Here is a 22,867-nt window from a genome sequence, read left to right on the forward strand (position 1 = left end):
GTCGTCGGGGCCGGGGGCTATCGCACCCCTGCCCCGCTCCTCCTCGGCCGAGGGGGGGCCATCCACCCGACGCCGGGGCCGGCCTTCCCCGCTCCGCGCGCGTTGCCGGACCGCCGGGAGCGCGCCCGTCCGGCCGTATTCGCCGTCGTCGCGCTTCGCGCAATTTTTTCCCACCCACCCACCCGAGCGCCCCGTAGCTGCGGGGCAATACGGGGGGCCGCATGGGAAAAATCTGCGCGGAGCACCCCCACCCACTGCCGGCCAGTCGCCCCCCGTCCACTGCCGGGCAAACGGGCGGGCGGGCGGGAAAGACCCGCGCGAAGCGCGGAAAGGGGCGCTACGGCCCGCCGACAAAAACCCACCCCCACCCGCCACCGGCCAATCGATCCCCTGGTCCGCTACCGGGCAAACGGGCGGGCGGGCGGGCGGGAAAGACCCGCGCGAAGCGCGGAAAGGGGCGCTACGGCCCACAGACAAAAACCCACCCCCACCCACCACCGGCCAATCGGCCCCCTGGTTCGCTACCGGGCAATCGGGCGGGTGGGTGGGGAAAAATCCGCGCGAAGCGCGGGAAGGGGCACCGCGGCCCGCAGACAACAGGCCCGCCCCCACCCCCCACCGGGCAATCGGTCCCCTGTCCGCCGCGGGGCAAACGGGCGGGTGGGTGGGGAAGACCCGCGCGGAGCGCGGGAAAGACGACGCAGGCTACCGGCGCCCAGGGTCAAGGCCCCCTACTCCGCCCCAGCCCCCCGCAGGGGAACCGCCCCCCGCAACGCCGACAAGACCCTGCTGACCCCCGCACCCCCCGCCGCCCCCCGACGAACCGCCGCCACGACATGCCGCCGGGGCCGATCCGCGGTCAAGTCCCGCATCACCACACCGTCACGGCGGACCGCCGCCATCCGTGGGACGAGGGCGACCCCCATCCCCGCCTCCACCATCGCGAGGATCGCCGTCCAGCCGGAGGCGGAATGCGCCTGCTCAGGCGTGAACCCCGCCCCCTCGCACGCCGCCCGCGTGATCTCCGACCAGGGCCCACTGCCCCCGAAGATCCACGGCTCCCCGGCCAGATCAGCGAGCCTGAGCCCCTCCACCGCCGCCAGCGGATGGTCCCCGGGAAGCGCCACGTCCAGCGGATCGGCGAGCAGCGACTCCCGCGTGAAGCGCGTGTCCGCGTCCGCCGCGACCGGCGCCGTCACCGCGAGCGAGAGGGCCACGTCCACCTCCCCCGCGGCAAGCAGCTCGTACGCCTCCGCCGCCTCCACCTCACGGACCCGCACCGAGATCCCCGGCGCCGCCGCCCGCAGCTCCCGCACCGCCGGCACGACGAGCGCGGGCACCGCCGTCGAGAAGGCCCCGACCCGCACCTCCCCCGCCTCACCCTGTGCGTACGCAGCCAACTCGGCGTCCGCTAGCTCCAGTTGGGCGAAGACCGCCTCCGCGTGCCGCAGCACGAGATGCGCCGCGTCGGTCAGGCGCACCCGCCGCCCGTGTGCCTCAAGGAGCGGTACCCCCAGCTGCTTGGCGAGGTTGGACAGCTGCTGCGACACCGCCGACGGCGTCATCCGCAGCGTCCGCGCCGTCTCCGTGACCGTGCCCCGCTCGCTCAACGTACGCAGGATCTGCAGCTTCTTGATGTCCCACTCGCTCATGGAGTCAACGTACCCAGAGGTCAGAAGCCCGGAGCCCCGCACCCCACGCGTCACCGCTTCGAGCGCGCCGCGCCCAGCACGACCCCGCCCAGGATCAGCCCCATGCACAGCACCTGCAGCCACCCCATCGCCTCACCGAGCACCGCGAAGGAGAGCAGGGCGACGCACACCGGCTGGAGGTAGTAGATGACCCCGGCGCGGGCGGCGCCGATGATCGAGATCGCCTTGTTCCAGGCGAAGAAGGCGATCGCGGACGAGACGACACCCACGTAGAGAAGCGGCGAGACCGTCCCGACGGTCGGCGTAAAGCCGCCCTGGAGCACAAAACTCGCCACGAACACCGGGAGCAGCATCAACGCGCCGAGCACGAACGTCGCGAAGAGGAACGGCAGTCCGCCGATCTCCGCGGGCTTCCGCTTGAGCAGCGCGCTGTACGAGCCGAAGGACAGCGCCCCCGCGATCACCCACAGGTCACCCACCGCGAAGTCCATGGAGAGCGAACCGCCCGACACCAGGATCAGGACGCCCGCGCAGGCGATCAGCATGCCCGTGACCCGGCGCGCCCCGAGCCTCGCGCCGCCGAGGCGTTCGTACACCGCCATCAGGACCGGCGACGCCGCCATGATCATGCCCATGTTGCCCGCGGTGGTGGTGACGCCCGCCTGGTTGACCAGCGTGTTGTAGATGGTGACGCCGAGGAGCGCGGCGAGGAGCAGGAAGCGGAGGTGCTTGCGGAGCACGGCCCGCTGCCGCCACGCCTGACGTGCCGCGAAGGGTGCCACCGCCACGATCGCGATGATCCACCGCCAGAACGCGTGCTGGACGGGGGGCACGCTGTCGGCGAGGGCACGCGAGGTGACGAAGCTGCCCGACCAGACGACGGTGGCGAGCGCCGCGAGCGCGAGACCGAGGCCGATGGGGCCCGCGGCCCGCTGCGCCTTGCTCGCCGCCGTCGGCCTCGACGCGGTGGGGGTGGGGGTCGTCCGGTCCAGGACAGTCACTGATATCCCTTGTCTCTCTCCCGGGGGTCCCGGGAACGCACGATCCCCGCCGGGGTGCACACCACCCGGCGGGGATCTCTTGGTTGGTTGCGGGACCACTTTCACACCCGCACACCCATCAGGTCCATCGAATCTTTTCGAGGCCTCTTTTCACTTTTGCTAAACATTCGCCTCCACGCCCCACCCCTCCAGCGCCACCCGCACGTCCCCCGGCTCCGCCTCGTCCGCCGCCCACGCCACGTACCCGTCGGGGCGTACCAGCACGGTCGTACGCCGGTCACTCGCCCAGTGCGCCACCACCGCGCGCCCCGCCCCGTCACTCTCCTTGTACTCCGCGCCCTCCGGAGCGATCAGCACGAACCTGCCCTCGCGCAGAGCCTCGTAGAGCCGCCCCTCCCTGAGCGCGATGTCCGGCGCGCGGCGACCGGTCATGCGGTGGGCGCCCTTCGGGGCGGGGTAGTTGTAGCCGATGCCGGTGATCTGGCCGATCGCCTTCTCGCGCACCGGGCGCACGACGTTGATGAAGGACGCGAGGACGGCGCGGCCCGCGATCGACCACGGCCGTTTGGCCATCGCGAGCCGCACGATCCCGCCGCTGCTGCGCAGGACCGCCTTGCCGATGGGGTGCCGCTCGGCCTGGTAGGTGTCGAGGAGGTCGTCCGAGGCGCGGCCCTGGACCGCCGCCACCAGCTTCCAGCTCAGATTCACTGCGTCCTGCAGTCCGGTGTTCATGCCCTGCGCGCCCGCCGGGGTGTGGACGTGCGCGGCGTCCCCGGCGAGGAAGACCCGGCCTACCCGGTACGCCGGTGCCTGGCGCTCGTCGCTGTGGAAGCGGGACATCCAGCGGGCGTCGTGCATGCCGTAGTCGCGGCCGAGCGCGAGCCGGGTGATCTCCTTGACCTCTTCGAGGTCGAGGGGCTCGCTGTCCGGGACGTTGCGCGAGCGGTTCCAGCCGATGACGCGGTAGTAGCCGTCGGCGAAGGGTGCGATGAAGGCGAAGGCGTCCCCGGCCGCGTTCACCGTGAGGACCGACGCGGGCTTCTCGGCGAGCTTCACGTCGGCGAGCACGAGCGAGCGGATGGCGGACTTCCCGGGGAAGGGCAGGCCGATGGCCTTGCGGACCGGGCTGTGGAGGCCGTCGGCGCCGACTGCGTACGCGGCCCTGTGCGTGCTCGACTCCCCGTCGGGGCCCCGGACTTCGAGGCTCACGCCGTCCGCGTCCTGGGCGAGTCCGGTGACCTCGCTCTCGTAGCGGAAGTCGACGCCGGCCGCGATCGCCCGCCGCTCCAGGACGCGCTCCACCTCGTACTGCGGCAGGACCAGGAGGTGGTTGTAGCGCGAGGGCAGCTTGTCGAGGCCGACCTCCAGGTGCGCGAAGAGGCGCAGGCGGTCCAGGGGCTTGCCCTTGGCCTCCAGCTCGTCGGCGAGACCGCGCGCGTCGAGCTGTTCGAGGGTGCGGGCGTGCAGCACCAGGGCGCGCGAGAGGTTGCTGATCCCGTGCGGCCGCTTCTCCAGCAGGGTGACGGGGACGCCCGCGGCGGCCAGGTCTCCGGCCAGCAGGAGCCCGGTGGGCCCGGAGCCGACGACGATCACGGCGGGGCTCGCGGTGCTGGTCGCGTCCTGTGTTCCGTTCATGACGGCCTCCTCGGCTCCCTTGTGCCAACAACTGTTGGTCTACGTGCCAACAACTGTTGGTCAACGCTTGTTGGCTAACGTAGGACCGCCGCCATGGACTGTCAACACATGTTGGCCTACGCTTGTTGGCATGACCGAAAGCGCACCCGATCCAGCGACCCGGACCACCGTCCGGGAACCCCCGCCACCGCCACGCCGCTCCGACGCGACCCGCGGCGCGATCCTCGCCGCCGCCCGCGAGCGGTTCGCCGCCGAGGGCTATGAGCGGGCCACCATCCGTGCCATCGCCAGGGACGCGCGCATCGATCCGTCGATGGTGATGCGCTACTACGGCAACAAGGAGGGCTTGTTCGCCGCGGCCAGTGCCATCGATCTGCGCCTGCCCGATCTCACCTCGGTGCCGCGCGAGGCCGTGGGCCGCGCCCTGGTGTCGCACTTTCTGGAGGTCTGGGAGAAGGATGACGTGCTGACGGCGATGCTCCGCGTCGGCGTCACCAACACGGCGGGCGCCGAGCGGATGCAGGGCATCTTCAGGGATCAGCTGCTGCCGGTCGCGCGCCGCGTCTGCCCCGATCCGGCCGAGGCGCCGACGCGGGCCGGGCTCTGCGCCTCCCAGATCCTCGGCATGGCGCTGACCCGTTATGTGCTGCGGTTCCCGCCCGCGCTCGCGCTGTCCGCCGAGGAGATGGCGGACTGGGTCGGACCGACGGTGCAGCGGTATCTCACGGCCGAGCGGCCGTGACACACGTAGGGGCTCTTTGCCGGCGCACGCATTGCGCGCGCCGGCAAAGAGCCCCTACGGAGAAATCCGGAAGTGCGGAAGTGAAGTGGCGTCAGCCCTTCTTCACCGGCTTGCGGGACTTGTCACCGACCATGACGAGACCCGCGATCACCAGGAACAGCACGATGGGCGCCACGACATAGAGGCCGAGCGTGTCGATCACACTCAGGCCGGGACCCGGGTCGTCGCCGTCGTCACGCGTGAGCGCGAGCGCGGGGGACGACATGAGCAGCATCATCAGCGTCGTACCGGAAGCCAGGGCGCCGGCGCGCAGGGCATTCTTCTTGTCCACGGTGCCAACGTAGCGAACAGCTAAACGGGCCGCGCGCCCGGGGGTGCCGTACGGGGCCTTTCGCGCGTACGGAACACCTCCATGAACGCGTGGACACGGGGTGAGGCGGCAAGCTCCTCCAGGGTGACGGGGCGGCCCGCGGCGTCGGCGACCGGCAGCCGCCAGTTCGGATACTGGTCCCAGGTGCCGGGGAGATTCTGCGGGCGGCGGTCGCCCACCGCGTCCGGCAGCCAGACGCCGACCATGCGGGCCGGGGTGGCGAGCAGGAAACGGTGGACGGCGCGGATCTCCTCCTGCTCGTGTCCGCCACCGCCGGGCAGCATCCCGAGGCGGGAGAGCAGCGCGAGCCACTCCGACACATCGGCCGCCGCCTCAGCCCGCTCGACGGCCACCGGGCGCGTCAACAGGTCCAGTCTGTCGCGGAGTTGCACGTGCTCGCCCGTGATGCGGGCCGCGGTGGAGGGCAGGTCGTGGGTGGTGGCGGTGGCCAGGCAGTCCGCGCGCCATCGCTCGGGCGGCAGCGGCCGTCCGGTGCCGGCCCAGTCCCGCTCGAACCAGAGCACGGAGGTGCCGAACACACCCCGCCGCTGCAGGGCCTCGCGGACGCCGGGCTCGACGGTGCCGAGATCCTCGCCGATGACGAGGGCCCCCGCGCGGTGCGCCTCCAGGACGAGGACGGCGAGCATCGCCTCCGCGTCGTACTGGACATACGTTCCCTCGGTGGGCGCGCGGCCCTCCGGGACCCACCAGAGCCGGAAGAGCCCCATGACGTGGTCGATGCGGATCGCGCCCGCGCGGCGGAGCAGGGCGCGCAGGAGGGCGCGATACGGGGCGTAGCCCGACGCGGCGAGGCGGTCGGGGCGCCAGGGCGGCAGGCCCCAGTCCTGGCCGCGCGCGTTGAACGCGTCCGGCGGCGCGCCGGTCGACATGCCCGCGGCGAAGTGCCGCCGCTGCGCCCATGCGTCGGCCCCGGCCGGGTGTACGCCGACCGCGAGGTCGTGCACGAGGCCGATGGCCATGCCCGCGTCCCGCGCGGAGCGCTGCGCGGCGGCGAGCTGGGCGTCGGTGAGCCAGGCGAGGCGGGAGTAGAAGTCCACGCGGTCCATCAACGCGCGGCGGGCACGGGCGACTTCGGGGGACGCGGGGTCGCGCAAGGGCTCTGGCCAGGTGTGCCAGTCGGGGCCGTGCCGCTCGGCGAGCGCGCACCACGTGGCGTGGTTTTCGAGGTCCTCGCCGTGCTCGGCAAGGAAGTCGTTGTAGGCGGCGCGCCGGCCGGGGCCGAGCGGAACCGCCCGGATCAGCTCCAGGGCCTGGACCTTGAGCGCCCAGACGGCGTCCCGGTCGATCAACTGGCCCTGCTGGAGGACGGATTCACGCAGCGTGGCGGCCCGACGGGTGAGGTCGGCGGCCAGGTCACGGGCCTCGCCGTCCAGGTGGGCGTACTCGGGGATGTCCTCGATCCGGAGGTGGACGGGATCGGGGAAGCGTCGCGAGGAGGGGCGGTACGGAGAGGGGTCGGAGGGCCCGTCCGAAGGCTTCGGAACCGCCGCGTGCAAGGGGTTGACCTGCACGAACCCGGCACGCAGGGCCCGCCCGGACCAGGCGGCGAGCTCGGCGAGGTCACCGAGGTCGCCCATGCCCCAGGAGCGGCGGGACAGGAGGGAGTAGAGCTGGACGAGAATCCCGTACGTCTTCTCGCGTGGGGGCGGCAGACGGTGCGGGGCGGCGATGAGGTGGGCGGTGGCTGTTCGGTTGTCCGGGGTCTTGGCTCGGAGCCGGTGTACGCCCAGTGGCAGGGCGGGCGCCACCCGTGGCTCTGTCTTTTCGCCGCTTCGCGGCGATGTCTCCCGCCTGCCCATCCGATTGCCCCGCGGCGCGTCAGCGAAGCCGGAAGGGTCCGCATCAGACGACGGCACATCCCACTCCAGCCGCTCCCCCTTCTCCGTCTCCACGCACACCCGCGTGCCCGGCGGCAGCACGGCCCAGGGTGGGGCCGCCTCAGGATCGCCGCCCTGCCACACCACCACCGTCGGAGGCAGCAGGCGGGCGCTCAGCTCGGCCTCGCGGGCCGTGAGGGCGCGCCGCACCGCCTCGGGAGTGCTCGCGTCCACGTCCAGGGCGGCCAGGGCCGCGATCACCGCGGCGTCAGTGGCCGGAACCGTGCGCTCCGGGGACGGGGAGTAAGAAGTCGCCACGCCGTGCAAAGCGGCAAGGCGGGAAAGTCCGGTGGGATCGGTGGGGCCCGTGGTGGGCCCGGAGGCGGGGCCGGTCGCTCCGGATGGGGCCATCTAGACCCCCATGTAAACCAGGCCCGACGCGGTGCCGGTGGAGGTGGGCTCGCTGGTCAGCGGGGCGGCGTCGGCGAGCGGAGGCTCGCTGGTCAGGGGTGCTGCGTCGGCCAGCGGGGGCTCGCTGGTCAGGGGCGGCTCGAGGCAGCCGCAGGAGCAGGATCCGTCCAGGCCCGAGTCCGGGCCGGAGACCTGTTTGGAGAGAGCGGAGAGAAGAAGATTCGCGGAAGCGGGCACGTAAGGCTCCATTGTCAGGGGGCAGGTGTCAGGGGCAGGTCTTCGGCAGCCCTACCCAATGCACGGGGTCGCAGACATATCCGTTGTATGAACGTGCGCGCACTCACATTCGTTTCCCTGAGTGGGGGGTCGAACGCAAGATCTTCCTTCCCTCCACCTTCGGTCCCCCCGTCCCTGCCCCCTTCCGGGCGATACATTCCGGCCCCGCCGATCTCGACACACGAATCCGCACGCGTGCCCGAGGGCGAACGGCCCATGTCACAGGGAAGAAAACCCCCACAACACCCACGCCCGTTGACACCCCCACCACGTGAGTGGTGGGCTCAGTGACACCCTGAGACAACTGAAGCACCACACGTGATCACCGGCACGAAGGACACGAGGAGAGGGCCGTGCAACTGCGGCGCAGGAAAGGCGCGGCGGCCATCGCCGTCGCCGTCATCGCGGGCGCGCTTTCCGGCGCCCCCGGCGCCGTCGCCGCCCCCGGCCTCCCCGGAAAGCCCGGCGCCCCCGCCACCTCCCCGGACGACGACCGGGAGAGTGACGGCACCCTCCCCCCGGTCTGGCCCCGCCCTCAGTCGATGACCGCGGCCGGGGCCCCGGTCACCGTCACCGAAGAGGTCGTCCTTGCCACCGGCAAGGACCCCGATCCGTACGCCATGGACGCGCTGCGCGCCCTTCTGCGCGACGCGGGTGTCCGCGAGACCACTGAGGTCAGGGACGGGGGGCAACTCCCCACCGGCGCCGGGAAGCTCGTCATCCGCGTCGAAGGCGCCGCCGCCGACCAGGCGCTCCGCACCCTCGGCGCCCGCCCCCGCGGCGACCTCCCCTCCGGCGGCTACCGCCTCGCGGTGGGCCGGATCGACGGCCAGGACACCGTCGCCCTCGCGGGCGCGGGCAGCGACGGCCTCTTCCACGGCGTGCAGACCCTGCGCCAGCTGCTCACCAAGGGCACCGGCGGCACCACCGTCCCCGGGGTCCAGATCCGCGACTGGCCCGGCACCGCGGTCCGCGGCATGACGGAGGGTTTCTACGGCACTCCGTGGACCCGCGAGCAGCGCCTGGACCAGCTGGACTTCATGGGGCGCACGAAGCAGAACCGCTACCTGTACGCCCCCGGCGACGACCTCTACCGCCAGGCGCGCTGGCGCGAGCCGTACCCCGCCGACCAACGCGCCGACTTCCGCGCCCTCGCCGAGCGGGCCAAGCGCAATCACGTGACGCTCGCCTGGGCCGTCGCCCCCGGCCAGGCCATGTGCATGTCGTCCGACAAGGACATCAAGGCCCTGAACCGCAAGATCGACGCGATGTGGGCGCTTGGCGTACGCGCCTTCCAGCTGCAGTTCCAGGACGTCAGCTACAGCGAGTGGCACTGCGGGGCGGACGCCGAAGCCTTCGGTTCGGGGCCCGATGCCGCCGCGAAGGCGCAGGCGCGCGTCGCCAACGCGGTCTCCGCGCATCTGGCCGAGCGCCACCCCGGCGCGAAGCCGCTCTCCCTGATGCCCACGGAGTACTACCAGAACGGCTCCACGGAGTACCGCGACGCCATCGCCGCCCGGCTCGACGAGCGCGTCGAGGTGGCGTGGACCGGCGTCGGCGTCGTCCCCAAGACCATCACCGGGCGTGAACTGGCCGGGGCCCGCAAGGCGTTCGGCTCGCATCCGCTCGTGACGATGGACAACTATCCCGTCAACGACTTCGCGCAGGACCGTATCTTCCTGGGCCCTTACACCGGCCGCGAACCCGCCGTGGCCACCGGCTCGGCGGCGCTGCTCGGCAACGCCATGGAGCAGCCCTCCGCCTCCCGCATCCCCCTCTTCACAGCCGCCGACTACGCCTGGAATCCGCGCGCTTACCGCCCGCACGAATCCTGGCTCGCCGCGATCGACGACCTGTCGGGCGGTGACGCGAAGGCCCGGGGCGCCCTGCGGGCCCTCGCGGGCAACGACGCCTCGTCCGTCCTCGGCGCCGACGAGTCGGCGTATCTGCGCCCGCTCATGGCCGACTTCTGGCGTGCGCGTACGACGACGGACTCCGCCCGCGTCGAGAAGACAGGACAGGCCCTGCGGGACGCCTTCACCGTCATGAAGGAGGCTCCGCGGCGCCTCGCCGACAGCGACCTCGACACCGAGGTGGGGCCCTGGGTCGAGCAGTTGGCGCGCTATGGGGAGGCCGGCGAGACAGCGGTCGACATGCTGCGCGCGCAGTCCACCGGCGACGGCGCGGCCGCCTGGCGCGCGTCGCGCACCCTGTCGGGGCTCCAGAAGGACCTGAAGGCCTCCCGGGTGACCGTCGGCGAGGGCGTCCTCTCTCCCTTCCTGACGCGGGCCCAGAAGGCGTACGGGTCGTGGGCGGGGCTCGACGGCGAGCAGGCGTCGGACCGCGCGACGGTCCGTTCCCCCCGCGCCCGCCCCCTCACGGCGGTGACGGCCCTGACCGACCCCGGCACCAAGGGCAGCATCGAGGCCCACGTCCCCGGCGAGGGCTGGCGCCGCGTCGGCGCCCTGTCCGGCACGGGCTTCACCGAGGCCAGGCCCAAGGACACCGGAGCCCCCCGGGCCGACGCCGTCCGCGTCACGGTCACCGAGGGCACCGTCCGCCACGTCGTCCCCTGGTACGCCGACTCCCCCGCCGCGCGCTTCTCCCTGGCCCGCACCGAGGCCGACGTGGAGATCGGCGGCGGCCCGCAGCGGATCACCGCGGAGCTGACGTCCCTGCGCCCCGGTGACGTACAGGGCAAGGTCACGGCGAAGGCGCCCAAGGGCGTCCAGGTGCGCACCCCGGAGAAGTCGACGCTGCCGCGCGGCACGCGCGTGGACGTCCCGGTCGACGTCACGGTCCCCGCGGGCACGCGCGCGGGGACGTACGAGATCCCGGTCACCTTCGACGGCCAGACCCGCACGGTGTCGGTCCGCGCCTACCCCCGCACGGACGGCCCCGACCTGGCGCGCGGCGCGAAGGCGTCGTCATCGGGCGACGAGACGAAGGACTTCCCCGCGTCGGGCGCCAACGACGGCGACCCGAAGACCCGCTGGTCGTCACCGGTCGAGGACGGCGCCTGGTGGCAGCTGGAGCTCGCGGAACCGGTCAGGCTCGGCCAGGTCGTCCTGCGCTGGCAGGACGCGTACGCGGCGGGCTACCGCGTGCAGACCTCCGCCGACGGCAAGACATGGCGCACGGCGGCCACCGTCAAGGACGGCGAGGGGGGCCGCGAGTCGATCCGCATGGACGCCCGCGACACCCGCTACATCCGCATCCAGGGCGACAAACGGGCCACCCGCTTCGGCTACTCGCTCTGGTCCGTCGAGGCGTACGCCGTGGCCGCGGCCGCCGGGGACTGACGGCGGCCGACGGCCACGCTCAGGCCCCGTGCGGGCGGCCGCGTACAACAGAGCCCGGATCGATTCCTAGGCGGAAATGCCGTCGATCCGGGCCATCGCGTCGTCCGCGCCGAACGGCTGCAAGTACGGCAGCCAGCGCGGATCCCTGTGCCCGGTCCCGATGATGCGCCACGCGAGCCCCGAGGGCGGCGCGGGCTTGTGACGCAGGCGCCACCCCAGCTCCAGGAGATGACGGTCCGCCTTGGTGTGGTTGCAGCGGCGGCAGGACGCCACCACGTTCTCCCAGGCGTGCTGACCGCCACGGCTCTTCGGAATGACGTGGTCGACGCTGGTTGCGACGCCACCGCAGTACATGCACCGACCGCCGTCACGGGCGAAGAGCGCCCGCCTGGTCAGAGGAACGGGCCCCCTGTAAGGGACCCGGACGAACCGCTTGAGGCGGACCACGCTGGGTGCGGGGACAGTGCGCGTTGCGCTGTGCATGAAGGCGCCGGATTCCTCGAGGCAGAGAGCCTTGTTCTCCAGGACGAGGACGAGCGCGCGGCGGAGCGGTACGACGCCGAGTGGCTCGTACGACGCGTTGAGGACCAAGACATGCGGCACGGCGGATGCCTCCTTGTACGCCGGCGGCGCGTGGCTCGCGCCGGGACGATCTGTAGCCAGTCTCCCCTCATGCCTGGTCCAAGCGCCACCATGTGCTGGTAACGGGCTCGGAGTGTTTTCGACCACACATGTACGACACCCTGTTCTTCCCCAGGTGAGCACCGTCTCTCCCTCGAACATCACAACGATCCACACACAATGCCCCGTTAGTGTGGTGTCTCTGCCCGGTGCATCTCCTGGGCAGGCCGCTATGCCTGGAGGTACCTGCCGTGTTCCTGTCCGCTCTGTCAGCAGCCGGAACGGACCCGGACGACAAGTCGACGCCGAAGCCCCCGACCCTGGAAGACGCCCAGGAGCACGCGACGAACGCCGCGAGCTGGGTGGAGCAGAACTGGTCGGCGTGGCTGGGCATCGGGCTCCGCATCCTGCTGATCGTCGCCGTGGCCGTCGTCCTGCGCGTGGTCATCCGGCGCTCGATCACCAAGCTCATCGAGCGCATGAACCGCACGGCCCAGTCCGTGAACGGCACCGCGCTCGGTGGTCTTCTTGTGAACGTGGAGCGCCGCCGCCAGCGCTCGCAGGCCATAGGTTCGGTGCTGCGCTCGGTGGCGTCGTTCCTGATCCTCGGCACCGCCGCGCTCATGATTCTCGGCACATTCCAGATCAACCTCGCCCCGCTGCTCGCCTCGGCGGGTGTGGCGGGCGTGGCGATCGGTTTCGGCGCCCGCAACCTGGTCACGGACTTCCTCTCCGGCGTCTTCATGATCCTGGAGGACCAGTACGGCGTGGGCGACTCGATCGACGCGGGCGTGGCGTCCGGCGAGGTCATCGAGGTCGGCCTGCGCGTGACCAAGCTGCGCGGAGACAACGGCGAGATCTGGTACGTCCGCAACGGCGAGGTCAAGCGCATCGGCAACCTCAGCCAGGGCTGGTCCACGGCGGGCGTCGACGTCACCGTCCGCCCGGACGAGGACCTGGAGAAGGTCAAGGCGAAGCTGGTCGAGGTCGGCGAGACCATGGCCAAGGAGGAGCCGTGGAACGAGCGCCTGTGGGGCCCGGTGGAGGTCCTCGGCCTGGACAGCGTCCTGCTCGACTCGATGGTCGTACGGGTCTCCGCGAAGACGATGCCCGGCAACGCCCTCAGCGTGGAGCGCGAGCTGCGCTGGCGCATCAAGCAGGCCTTCGACGAAGCGGGTATCCGCATCGTGGGCGGCCTCCCGCTCCAGGCCATGGAGGAGGCGGCGGACCCGTCGGCAGCCGTGGCGGCCCCGTCGGCGTACGCGTCCGCGACCTCCCCGCAGTCCCTGGCGGCCTCCCCGATCACCCCGCCGCCGAACCTGGCGAAGTAGCTCCCGCCGAGGAGATCCACCCCCTCAGACGCACCCCGTGCAACAGCATGCCCCCGCAGGTAACGACTTGGTTGCCGCGGGGGCGTTCGCTATTGACGCCTTATTCACGCCAGCCTTACCGTCCTCACGAATTGGAAAGTTTCCTAACAGTTAGCGGCCGACCGAGCCGACCAAAGTAAGGTGACGTCATGGCAGCAGCGGGCAGCACTCCGGGCACCCCGAGTGTCCTGCGTGCCATGAACGACCGGGCCGTCCTTGACCTCCTCGTCGCGCACGGACCCCTCACCCGCACCCGCATCGGTGAGCTGACCGGGCTGTCCAAGCCCACCACCTCCCAGCTCCTCGGGCGTCTCGAAGCGGCCGGGCTCGTGCACACCACCGGCAGCCTGAGCGGACGGCCGGGGCCCAACGCCCTGCTGTACGAGATCGATCCGGGCGCCGGACACGTCGCCGCGCTGTCCGCCGACCCCACCGGGATCACCGCACTCGTCGCCGACATCACGGGCACCGTCCTCGGCAAGGAGCGCGTGGAGGCCGAAGCCGTCGCCGAGGACGTGCGCCACCGCACCGCCCAGCTCGTCGCGGAGGCCGTCGACGGCGCCCTGCGCCAGGCGGGCCTCGGGCACGAGGATCTGCGGGCCGCCGTCATCGGCACCCCGGGTGCCATCGACCCGCACACCGGCGCCCTGCGGTACGCCCCACACCTGCCGGGCTGGCACTCACGGACGCTGCGCGACGATCTCGCCGCCGTCCTCGGCACCCCCGTCGTCATCGAGAACGACGTGAACCTGGCCGCCGTCGCCGAGCAGTACGAGGGCGCCGCCCAGGACCACGACAACTACGTGCTGACCTGGCTGGACGAAGGCGTCGGCGCCGCCATCGTGCTCGGCGGCACCCTGCTGCGCGGAGCGACCGGCGGCGCGGGCGAGATCGGCTACATGCCGCTGCCGGGTGCTCCCCTGCTGCGCGGAGACACGCGGGGCGGGGGCAGCGGCGGCTTCGAGAGCCTCGTCTCCGCGTACGTCGTGCGGGAACTCGCCGGCGGCGGGGCCACGTTGGCGCAGGTCATGGCCGACGACGCGGCGCTCGCCGAGGTCGCACGGCGGATCGCCACCGGCATCGCCGCCGTGGTCGCCGTCGTCGACCCCGAACTCGTCGTCCTCTCCGGCTCGGTGGCCCAGGCGGGCGGCGACAAGCTGCGCGCCCGGGTCGAGGAAGAACTGAGCGGGCTCGCACTCCCCCGCCCGCAGATCCGTATCAGCGAACTCGACGGCGACCCGATCCTCACCGGCGCCCTGCGCTCGGCCCTCACCCAGGCCCGCGACCAGGTCTTCGACACGGCCTGAGCGGGCCCCACCCCTCGCCCGGCCCCCCATCCCAACTCCCCTCCCCGTAAAGGAAGTCCGCCATGCCGCGATGGCGCATGCCCACCTGCGCGTCAGCGGCGCTCGCCGCAGCCGGTCTCCTGCTCTCCGGCTGCGCCAACCCGAGCGTCGGCAGCGCGAACGACGACCCGAGCAAGCCCGTCACCCTGAAGTTCTGGCACGGCTGGGCGACGCCCGGCGAGGTCAAGGCCGTCAACGACAGCATCGCCCGCTTCGAGAAGCTGCACCCGAACATCGACGTGAAGGCCACCGGCAACGTCTCCGACGAGACCGTCAACCAGGCCCTGCGGGCGGGCGGTGACAAGGCCCCGGACGTGGTGTCCTCCTTCACCACCAACAACGTGGGCCAGTACTGCGACTCCGGGATGTGGGCGGACCTCGATCCGTTCATGAAGAAGACCGGCCTGGACAAGGAGAAGGTCTTCCCCAAGACGCTTCTCGACTACACCAGTTACCGGGGCAGCCAGTGCGCCCTGCCGCTGCTCGCGGACGCCTTCGGCATGTATTACAACAAGGACGCCTACAAGAAGGCGGGCATCGAGCGGCCCCCGCGCACGATGTTCGAGTTCAAGGAGGTCTCCGAGAAGCTGACCGTGCGCAGCGGCAGGAACTCGTACAAGCAGGTCGGGTATCTGCCCAACTTCCGCTTCTACCAGAACAGTCCGGACCGCCTCTTCGCCCAGTGGGGACCGAAGTACTTCGACGCCGAGGGCAACGCGCGGCTCGCGGACGACCCCTCCACGTACGACTTCTTCAAGGCCACCGGGCAACTCGCTGCCGCGCAGGGTGGGTTCAACGACCTGGAGCGGTTCCGGCTGACCTTCGGCGACGAGATGTCCAGCCAGAACGCGTTCTTGACCGGCAAGGTCGCCATGCACCTGGACGGTGAGTGGCGCGGCCTGATGCTGGACGAGGCGAAGGCGAAGTTCGACTGGGGCGTGGCCCCGCTGCCCGTCCCCGACGACCAGGCCGACACCTACGGGCGCGGCTTCATCACCGGCACCGTCGCCGGCATCGCGCACAGCAGCAAGCACCAGAACGCCGCGTGGGAACTGGTGCGGTTCCTGACCGCTGACACCAAGCAGGTCGTGAACTTCGCGAACGCCATCCACAACGTGCCCTCCACGTTCGCGGCGCTCAAGTCCCCCGACCTGGACGCCGATCCGACCTTCCGGACCTTCTTCGACATCCTGGAGAACAAGCACAGCGAGGCCCTGCCGCCCTCGGTGAACGGTGGCGCCTACGTCGTCTCGCTGCAGGACTTCGCGTACTCCGTCGAGGCCGGGCGCATCGGTGACCTGCGCAAGGGCCTGAAGAAGCTCGACGAGCAGATCGACGCCGACACCCTCCAGTCGAAGAGCTGAAGAGCTGAGGACCCCGCCATGGCCATGACCCTCTCCAACCCCGCACGCCGCAGACTGCGCACGCTCGGCTTCCTCTCCCCCTGGCTCGTCGGCTTCAGCGTCTTCTTCGCGTACCCGCTGATCGCCACCGTCTACTTCTCGTTCATGCACTACAACCAGATCAAGGAGCCCTCGTACGTGGGCCTCCGCAACTGGAAGTACGTGTTCGAGCAGATGCCGCTGTTCGGCCCCGCCCTGTGGAACACCCTGTGGCTGGTCGTGATCATGGTGGCCCTGCGGGTGGTCTTCGGGCTCTCGCTCGGGCTGCTGATCACGAAGATCAAGACAGGCCCCGGGCTCTTCCGCACCGCCTTCTACCTCCCGTATCTCGCCCCGCCGGTGGCCGCCACCGTGGCCTTCGTCTTCCTGCTCAACCCGGGCACGGGCCCGGTGAACGAGATCCTCGGCGCGGTCGGGATCTCCGGGCCCAACTGGTTCAACGACCCGGACACCGCCAAACCCTCGCTCGTGCTGCTCTCCCTGTGGGGCATCGGCGACCTCATGGTCATCTTCATGGCGGCGCTGCTCGACGTACCGAAGGAGCAGTACGAGGCCGCCGATCTCGACGGCGCCGGGGCGTTCGCGAAGTTCCGTTACGTCACCTGGCCCGCGATCACGCCCATCGTGATGTTCGCGGTGGTCACGGGCGTCGTGCAGACCATGCAGTACTACACACAGGCCCTGGTCGCGGGAAAGGTCGCCTCCGGCGTCAACATCGGCCCCGGGTCGGTCATCCAGCCCGGCTATCCCGACCACTCGACCCTCACGGTCCCCCAGCTCGTCTACCAGATGGGCTTCCAGAACTTCAACACCGGCGCCGCGTGCGTGCTCTCGCTCGTGCTCTTCGCCATCGCCATGGCCGTCACGCTGCTCCTGATGCGCAAGCGCTCCGGGCTGCTCTCGGCGGAGGACTGAGGACTTTCGATGACTTCCACGACTCTCAGCGCGCCCACCGCGCCCACCGCGCCCGCCCCCGCCCCGCACAAGCAGCGCGGACCCGCCGCCGCCCGCGCCCGCCGCAAGCGGGCCCTGCACTGGATCGCCGTGCACAGCGTGGCGATAGCCGTGGCGCTCCTTTTCGTCCTGCCGTTCGTCTTCGTCTTCCTGACGTCGGTGATGAGCGATTCGCAGGCCATGAGCGGCGACCTGTGGCCCGACTCCTGGCACTGGTCGAACTACAAGGCCGTGTTCGAGACGCCGGGCTTCCTGGACTGGTGGCGCAACTCGCTCCTGTACGCGGGCCTCGGCACCCTCTTCACGGTCTGCTCGGCGATCCCCGTGGCGTACGCGCTCGCCAAGTTCCGCTTCCGCGGCCGGCGCACCGCGATGCTGCTCGTCATCTCCACGATGATGCTGCCGCCGCAGGTCATCGTGATCCCGATGTACCTGGTGTGGGCCCAGCAGTTCCACCTCTCGGGCACGCTGTGGCCGCTGATCATCCCGATGGCGTTCGGCGACGCGTACTCGATCTTCCTGCTGAGGCAGTTCCTCCTCACCATTCCCAAGGAGTACATCGAGTCGGCCAAGGTCGACGGGTGCGGCGAGTTCCGCACGATGGTCAAGATCGTTGTCCCGATGGCCAAGCCCGGCATCGCCGCCATCGCGCTCTTCCAGTTCTTCTACTGCTGGAACGACTACTTCGGACCGCAGATCTACGCCGCGCAGAACCCGGGTGCCTGGACGCTGAGTTACGGCCTGGAATCCTTCAAGAGCGCCCACAGCGTCAACTGGAACATGACCATGGCAGCGACCCTGCTCGTCATGGCGCCGGTCATCATCATCTTCTTCTTCGCACAGAAGGCCTTCGTCGAAGGCGTCACCCTCACCGGAGTAAAGGGCTGAGAACCGATATGAAGCTCGCAGTGGTCGGCGGAGGGTCGACCTACACACCCGAACTCATCGACGGATTCGCGCGGTTGAGGGACACCCTGCCGATCGAGGAGCTCGTCCTCGTCGACCCCGCCGCGGACCGTCTCGAACTCGTCGGGGGCCTGGCACGGCGCATCTTCGCCAAGCAGGGACACCCCGGCCGCATCGTCACCACGTCGGACGTGGACGCGGGCGTCGCGGACGCCGACGCGGTCCTGCTCCAGCTGCGCGTCGGCGGGCAGGCGGCCAGGCAGCAGGACGAGACGTGGCCGCTTGAGTGCGGCTGCGTCGGCCAGGAGACCACCGGCGCGGGTGGCCTGGCGAAGGCCCTGCGCACGGTCCCGGTCGTTCTCGACATCGCCGAGCGCGTACGCCGTACGAACCCGAACGCGTGGATCATCGACTTCACCAACCCCGTGGGCATCGTGACGCGGGCGCTGCTCCAGGCCGGGCACAAGGCGGTCGGCCTGTGCAACGTGGCGATCGGCTTCCAGCGGAAGTTCGCCAAACTGCTCGATGTCGCGCCGGGCGAGGTGCACCTCGATCACGTGGGCCTCAACCACCTCACCTGGGAGACAGGCGTACGACTCGGGGGTCCGGGCGGCGAGGACATCCTGCCCAAGCTGCTCGCCGAGCACGGTGACGCGGTCGCCGCCGACCTGCGCATGCCGCGCGAGATCGTCGACCGCCTCGGCGTCGTGCCCTCGTACTACCTGCGCTACTTCTACCAGCACGACGCCGTGGTCGAGGAGCTGAAGACGAAGCCCTCACGCGCCGCCGAAGTGGCCGCGATGGAGCGCGAGTTGCTGGAGATGTACGGCGACCCGACGCTCGACGAGAAGCCGGAGCTGCTCGCCAAGCGCGGCGGCGCCTTCTACTCGGAGGCGGCCGTGGACCTGGCGGCCTCGCTGCTGGGCAACGGCGGCAGCCCTTACCAGGTGGTGAACACCGTCAACAAGGGCACGCTGCCGTTCCTGCCGGACGACGCGGTCATCGAGGTGCAGGCCACGGTCGACGGCACGGGCGCCAAGCCGCTGGCCGTGCCGAAGCTGGACCCGCTGTACGCCGGGCTCATCGCCAACGTCACCGGCTACGAGGACCTGGCCCTCCAGGCCGCGCTGCACGGCGGCCGCGACCGCGTGTTCAAGGCGCTGCTCGCCCACCCGCTGGTCGGCCAGTACGCGTACGCGGAGCAGCTCACCGACCGCCTCATCGCGCACAACCGGGAGCACCTGGCGTGGGCGTAGGCATGAGCGTGCTCGCGATCGACGCGGGCAACAGCAAGACCGACGTCGCGGTGGTCGCGGCCGACGGCGCCGTCGTCGGCGCGGCCCGCGGCGGCGGGTTCCAGCCGCCCCAGGTCGGTGTCGAGACCGCGGTGGACATCCTTGAGGAGGCGGTGACGCGGGCCCTGGCCGAGGCGGGGACCGACTCCGTGGGGCATGTGTCCGCCTGCCTCGCGAACGCCGATCTCCCGGTGGAGGAGCGGGAGTTGGCGGCGGCCCTGCGCCGCCGCGCGTGGGGCCCTTCCGTGGACGTACGCAACGACACCTTCGCCATCCTGCGCGCCGGACTCCTGGAGGACGCCGAGCCGCGGGGCGTCGCCGTGGTGTGCGGGGCCGGCATCAACTGCGTGGGCATGCTGCCCGACGGGCGCACGGCACGCTTCCCCGCAATCGGCCGGATCTCCGGCGACTGGGGCGGCGGTGGCGGCCTGGCCGAGGAGGCGCTCTGGTACGCGGCGCGGGCCGAGGACGGCCGCGGCGACGCGACCGCGCTGCGGGAGACACTGCCCGCGCACTTCGGCCTTTCCTCCATGTACGCGTTGATCGAGGCCCTGCACCTGGGCTCCATCGCCCCCGTACGCCGGCACGAGCTGACGCCGGTGCTCTTCGCGACCGCGGCGGCCGGCGACCCGGTGGCGCGCGCCCTGGTGAACCGGATGGCGGACGAGGTCGTCGCCATGTCGACGGTGGCCCTGGACCGCCTCGACCTGCTCGGCGAGGAGACCCCGGTGCTCCTCGGCGGCAGTGTCCTCGCCGCCCGCCACCCGCAACTGGACGACCGGGTGAGGGCGTTGCTGGCCGATCGCGCACCCAAGGCGGTGGCGAGGGTGGTGGTGGCCCGTCCCGTGCTCGGCGCGGCGCTGCTCGGCCTGGATCAGGTGGGAGCGCCCACCGAGGTGCACGCGCGCGTGCGGGAGCACTACGAGACGGGGGCTTCCTGAAGGACGGCCGAGCCCATCCGCCCGGAGTTCATCGGCCCGGCAGGGAACCGATCCGCACGAAATCGCGTATTCAAGGGCAGGGGTGGTGTGCGATCTTCGCTTGATCCGGACAGGATTCGCATGATCCGGACAGGTCTCCCGACGCAGTGATCAGAACAAGATCCAGTCAAGACCTGTGCGGATGTCGGTCCCTGCGGCGATACTTGCCGCCGTGCACTTCTTCCCGCACCGCGCACGCCGGGCGGAAGTGAACGTCCGATGACCAAGGGGGAGGTCGAGGTCGAGGTGACATACCCGCCGAAGGGCAGCGCCGCGCCGCCGGGACAGGCCGCGCCGACGATGCCCGTCGTCCCACCGCAGGCAGGGCCGGACTCCGCGGCATCCGCACAGGCCACACCGGCCGTGCCGGGCGCGGCGCCCCGCAGGCCCGCGTGGATCGAGGGCCGGGACCGGCTGCGCGCGGCGGCGACGACGGAACCGGGAAAGCTGCGGATCATCGGCGCCTTCCTTGCGCTGCTCGTCGTGGCGTTCGGCGCGATCACCACCTGGCAGATGTCCGACCGAGCGGCCGCCGCGGACAGCGTCCTGAACCGCAGCCAGCCGCTGAGCGACGACGCCGCCGCCATCTACCGCTCCCTCGCCGACGCCAACACGGCCGCCTCCAGCGGCTTCCTGGCGGGCGGTCAGGAACCCGCCGAGGTGCGCGACCGGTACAAGGCCGACATCGAGCGGGCCTCCGAGAAGCTGGCGAACGCCGCGTCGAACGCGGGCTCGGGCTCGTCGGCCGCCGCCTCGGTCAGCAAGCTGAACAAGCTGCTCCCCGAGTACACCGGCCTGATCGAGCGCGCCCGCGCGAGCAACCGCCAGGGCCTGCCGCTCGGCGGCGCCTATCTGCGGTACGCGAACGACAAGATGCAGACCGAGATGCTCCCGGCCGCCGAGCAGCTCTACACCGCGGAGAAGCAGCGGCTGAACAGGGACTACGACGACGCGAAGCCGTATCCCTGGTTCGCCATCGCGCTCGGCCTGCTCGCGCTCGGCGCCCTGGTCTGGGCCCAGCGCCGCAACTACCACCGCACGAACCGTGTGTTCAACCACGGTCTGGTCGCCGCGACCGCCGCGGCCACGGTGGTCCTGCTGTGGCTCGTCGCCGGTCACACCTTCGCGCGCTCGGGCCTCAACGACTCGTATGACAACGGCGTGCAGTCCCTGAACGTCCTGAACGACGCCCGCATCAGCTCCCTCAAGGCCCGCAGCAACGAAAACCTCACGCTGGTCAGCCGGGGAGCGGAAACCGTAGAGGTAGGCGCGGACAAGACGGTCAAGGACAAGTTCGACGTCGCCTACCAGGCACAGATGAAGCAACTCGGCAGCGCCGACAGCGGCCTGCTCGGCAAGGCCGTCGCCGTCGCCGACAACGCCGCGGGCAAGAACCCCGTCGAGGAGGCCGCGAAGAACGTGTCGGTCTGGAAGGACCGGCACAAGACCGCGCGGGACAGCGACGACGCGGGTGACTACCAGGGCGCGCTCGCCAAGGTCGTCGGCGACAAGGACGACGAGCCCACCGGTGAGTGCTTCGACAACGTCGACGAAGCTCTCGAAGCAGCGCTGACGCACGAGCGGGCCGAGTTCAAGCAGGCCGCGAAGGACGGCAAGGGAGCCATGAGCGGACTCCCGGTGGGCGCCGCCGTCCTCGCCGTGCTCGCCGCGGCGGGCGCCGTGCTCGGCGTCGGGCGCAGGCTGTCGGAGTACAGGTGAGAGGGGGCGAGCGGACGATGCGTACGCGAGGACTGGCGAGGATGCGCGGCTGGGGCGGAGCTGCCGCCATGGCGGTGGCCTGCGCGCTCACGGGCTCCCTCGTGCTCGTGCTGCCGGAGGCCGGCGGTGCGGCCGAGTCCGGCAAGGACGAGAGCCGGGCCGTCCACGGCTCGTCGGCGGCCGCACCCGCGCGCGCCGAGGAGTGCAAGGCGCCGGAGGAGAGCCTCTCGCCGGACGACAAGGACGGCCCGACGATCGAGGCCATCCGCAAACGCGACGTCAAGAAGCTCATCGTCGGCGTCGACCAGAACAGCTACCGCTGGGGCTATCGCGACCCGAACAAGAAGACGGGGACGCTCGAAGGCTTCGACATCGACCTCGCACACAAGATCGCCGAGGAGATCCTCGGCGACCGCGACGCCGTCCTCTTCCGCGCCATCCCCACCAACCAGCGCGTGCAGGCGATACAGAGCGGCCAGGTCGACATGGTCGTACGGACCATGACGATCACCTGTGAGCGGGAGGAGGACGTCACCTTCTCCACCGCCTACTTCAAGACGGGACAGCAGGTCCTGGCCCCCAAGTCCTCGGACATCACCGGGTTCGACGACTCGCTCGACGGCAAGAAGGTCTGCTCCGCGAAGGGTTCCACGGCGCTCGCCCAGCTGGAGGAGCTCAAGAAGAAGGGCCTGGATGCCGACATCGGTACGACGGTGCCGAACCAACTCGACTGCCTGGTAAGGCTCCAGCTCGGTGAGGTGGACGCCGTCGTCACCGACAGCGCGCTCGCCGCGAGCCAGGCCGCGCAGGACCCGACGGTCGAACTCAAGGGCGACGCACCGCTCAACACCGAGTACTACGGCGTGGCGATGAAGAAGCCGGAGAACGGCGCGGACGACCTGGTGCGACGGGTCAACCAAGTCCTGGAGGACTACCGCGACGACGACAAGAACGGCTGGCAGGAGTCGTACGACAAGTGGCTGAAGCCGGGCCTCGGCACATCGGCGGGACCGCCCGCACCGAAGTACAGCGACTGATCCTGACAT

Annotated in this window: 18 protein-coding genes; 11 read left to right on the plus strand and 7 right to left on the minus strand. The window is 71.0% G+C overall.

The window, feature by feature from the left end; all coding sequences use genetic code 11:
* Nucleotides 1–731 precede the first annotated feature (731 nt).
* The 3 genes from ACZ5U5_RS09435 to ACZ5U5_RS09445 all read right to left on the minus strand — a co-directional run bounded on the left by ACZ5U5_RS09435 (nucleotide 732) and on the right by ACZ5U5_RS09445 (nucleotide 4,288).
* Entirely contained in the window at nucleotides 732–1,652 is a 921-nt protein-coding gene (locus ACZ5U5_RS09435) for a LysR family transcriptional regulator (protein ID WP_469018513.1), read from the minus strand.
* A 50-nt stretch (nucleotides 1,653–1,702) separates the two neighbouring features.
* Entirely contained in the window at nucleotides 1,703–2,653 is a 951-nt protein-coding gene (locus tag ACZ5U5_RS09440) for a DMT family transporter (RefSeq protein ID WP_469018516.1), read from the minus strand.
* 159 nt (nucleotides 2,654–2,812) lie between these two features.
* On the minus strand, nucleotides 2,813–4,288 hold the full coding sequence (locus ACZ5U5_RS09445; RefSeq protein WP_469018519.1) for an FAD-dependent monooxygenase: 1,476 nt from the start codon (nucleotides 4,286–4,288) through the stop codon (nucleotides 2,813–2,815).
* 130 nt (nucleotides 4,289–4,418) lie between these two features.
* Here ACZ5U5_RS09445 and ACZ5U5_RS09450 point away from each other — a divergent pair, with 130 nt between their 5' ends.
* Nucleotides 4,419–5,030: a TetR/AcrR family transcriptional regulator gene (locus tag ACZ5U5_RS09450; RefSeq protein ID WP_469018521.1), complete on the plus strand. Its 612-nt coding sequence runs from the start codon at nucleotides 4,419–4,421 to the stop codon at nucleotides 5,028–5,030.
* 91 nt (nucleotides 5,031–5,121) lie between these two features.
* Here ACZ5U5_RS09450 and ACZ5U5_RS09455 read toward each other — a convergent pair whose 3' ends face one another.
* From ACZ5U5_RS09455 to ACZ5U5_RS09465, 3 genes are read right to left on the minus strand one after another with little or no spacing between them, the layout of a single operon-like run.
* Complete coding sequence (locus ACZ5U5_RS09455; RefSeq protein ID WP_363309541.1) at nucleotides 5,122–5,361, minus strand: hypothetical protein; 240 nt, start codon at nucleotides 5,359–5,361, stop codon at nucleotides 5,122–5,124.
* Nucleotides 5,362–5,381: 20 nt separating this feature from the next.
* Nucleotides 5,382–7,649, minus strand: a complete 2,268-nt coding sequence (gene malQ, locus ACZ5U5_RS09460; RefSeq protein ID WP_469018525.1) for a 4-alpha-glucanotransferase — start codon at nucleotides 7,647–7,649, stop codon at nucleotides 5,382–5,384.
* Entirely contained in the window at nucleotides 7,650–7,886 is a 237-nt protein-coding gene (locus tag ACZ5U5_RS09465; RefSeq protein ID WP_469018528.1) for a hypothetical protein, read from the minus strand.
* A 392-nt stretch (nucleotides 7,887–8,278) separates the two neighbouring features.
* Here ACZ5U5_RS09465 and ACZ5U5_RS09470 point away from each other — a divergent pair, with 392 nt between their 5' ends.
* Complete coding sequence (locus ACZ5U5_RS09470) at nucleotides 8,279–11,227, plus strand: beta-N-acetylglucosaminidase domain-containing protein (RefSeq protein ID WP_469018531.1); 2,949 nt, start codon at nucleotides 8,279–8,281, stop codon at nucleotides 11,225–11,227.
* A 66-nt stretch (nucleotides 11,228–11,293) separates the two neighbouring features.
* Here the strand turns inward: ACZ5U5_RS09470 and ACZ5U5_RS09475 are convergent, their stop codons facing one another.
* Nucleotides 11,294–11,830: an HNH endonuclease gene (locus ACZ5U5_RS09475; protein ID WP_190080400.1), complete on the minus strand. Its 537-nt coding sequence runs from the start codon at nucleotides 11,828–11,830 to the stop codon at nucleotides 11,294–11,296.
* A 269-nt stretch (nucleotides 11,831–12,099) separates the two neighbouring features.
* Here ACZ5U5_RS09475 and ACZ5U5_RS09480 point away from each other — a divergent pair, with 269 nt between their 5' ends.
* From ACZ5U5_RS09480 to ACZ5U5_RS09520, 9 genes are all read left to right on the plus strand, one after another.
* Nucleotides 12,100–13,179, plus strand: a complete 1,080-nt coding sequence (locus ACZ5U5_RS09480) for a mechanosensitive ion channel family protein (RefSeq protein ID WP_469018534.1) — start codon at nucleotides 12,100–12,102, stop codon at nucleotides 13,177–13,179.
* A gap of 188 nt (nucleotides 13,180–13,367) precedes the next feature.
* Nucleotides 13,368–14,525 (plus strand): ROK family transcriptional regulator, encoded by a 1,158-nt coding sequence (locus tag ACZ5U5_RS09485; RefSeq protein WP_469018537.1) that lies wholly within the window; start codon nucleotides 13,368–13,370, stop codon nucleotides 14,523–14,525.
* A gap of 62 nt (nucleotides 14,526–14,587) precedes the next feature.
* Entirely contained in the window at nucleotides 14,588–15,928 is a 1,341-nt protein-coding gene (locus ACZ5U5_RS09490; protein ID WP_469018539.1) for an extracellular solute-binding protein, read from the plus strand.
* 18 nt (nucleotides 15,929–15,946) lie between these two features.
* A complete protein-coding gene (locus ACZ5U5_RS09495; protein ID WP_469018542.1) occupies nucleotides 15,947–16,882 on the plus strand; it encodes a carbohydrate ABC transporter permease in 936 nt (311 codons plus the stop codon).
* A 9-nt stretch (nucleotides 16,883–16,891) separates the two neighbouring features.
* Complete coding sequence (locus ACZ5U5_RS09500; RefSeq protein WP_469018545.1) at nucleotides 16,892–17,809, plus strand: carbohydrate ABC transporter permease; 918 nt, start codon at nucleotides 16,892–16,894, stop codon at nucleotides 17,807–17,809.
* 8 nt (nucleotides 17,810–17,817) lie between these two features.
* A complete protein-coding gene (locus ACZ5U5_RS09505) occupies nucleotides 17,818–19,083 on the plus strand; it encodes a 6-phospho-beta-glucosidase (protein ID WP_469018548.1) in 1,266 nt (421 codons plus the stop codon).
* 2 nt (nucleotides 19,084–19,085) lie between these two features.
* The gene (locus ACZ5U5_RS09510) at nucleotides 19,086–20,063 is read left to right on the plus strand and encodes an N-acetylglucosamine kinase (protein ID WP_469018551.1); all 978 of its coding nucleotides are present in this window, start codon (nucleotides 19,086–19,088) and stop codon (nucleotides 20,061–20,063) included.
* A gap of 258 nt (nucleotides 20,064–20,321) precedes the next feature.
* Nucleotides 20,322–21,821 carry a hypothetical protein gene (locus ACZ5U5_RS09515; RefSeq protein WP_469018553.1) on the plus strand — a complete coding sequence of 500 codons (1,500 nt, stop codon included), beginning with the start codon at nucleotides 20,322–20,324 and terminating at the stop codon, nucleotides 21,819–21,821.
* A 17-nt stretch (nucleotides 21,822–21,838) separates the two neighbouring features.
* A complete protein-coding gene (locus tag ACZ5U5_RS09520) occupies nucleotides 21,839–22,858 on the plus strand; it encodes a glutamate ABC transporter substrate-binding protein (RefSeq protein ID WP_469018556.1) in 1,020 nt (339 codons plus the stop codon).
* The last annotated feature ends 9 nt before the right edge of the window (nucleotides 22,859–22,867 follow it).

Source organism: Streptomyces sp. NPDC033177 (assembly GCF_055577715.1).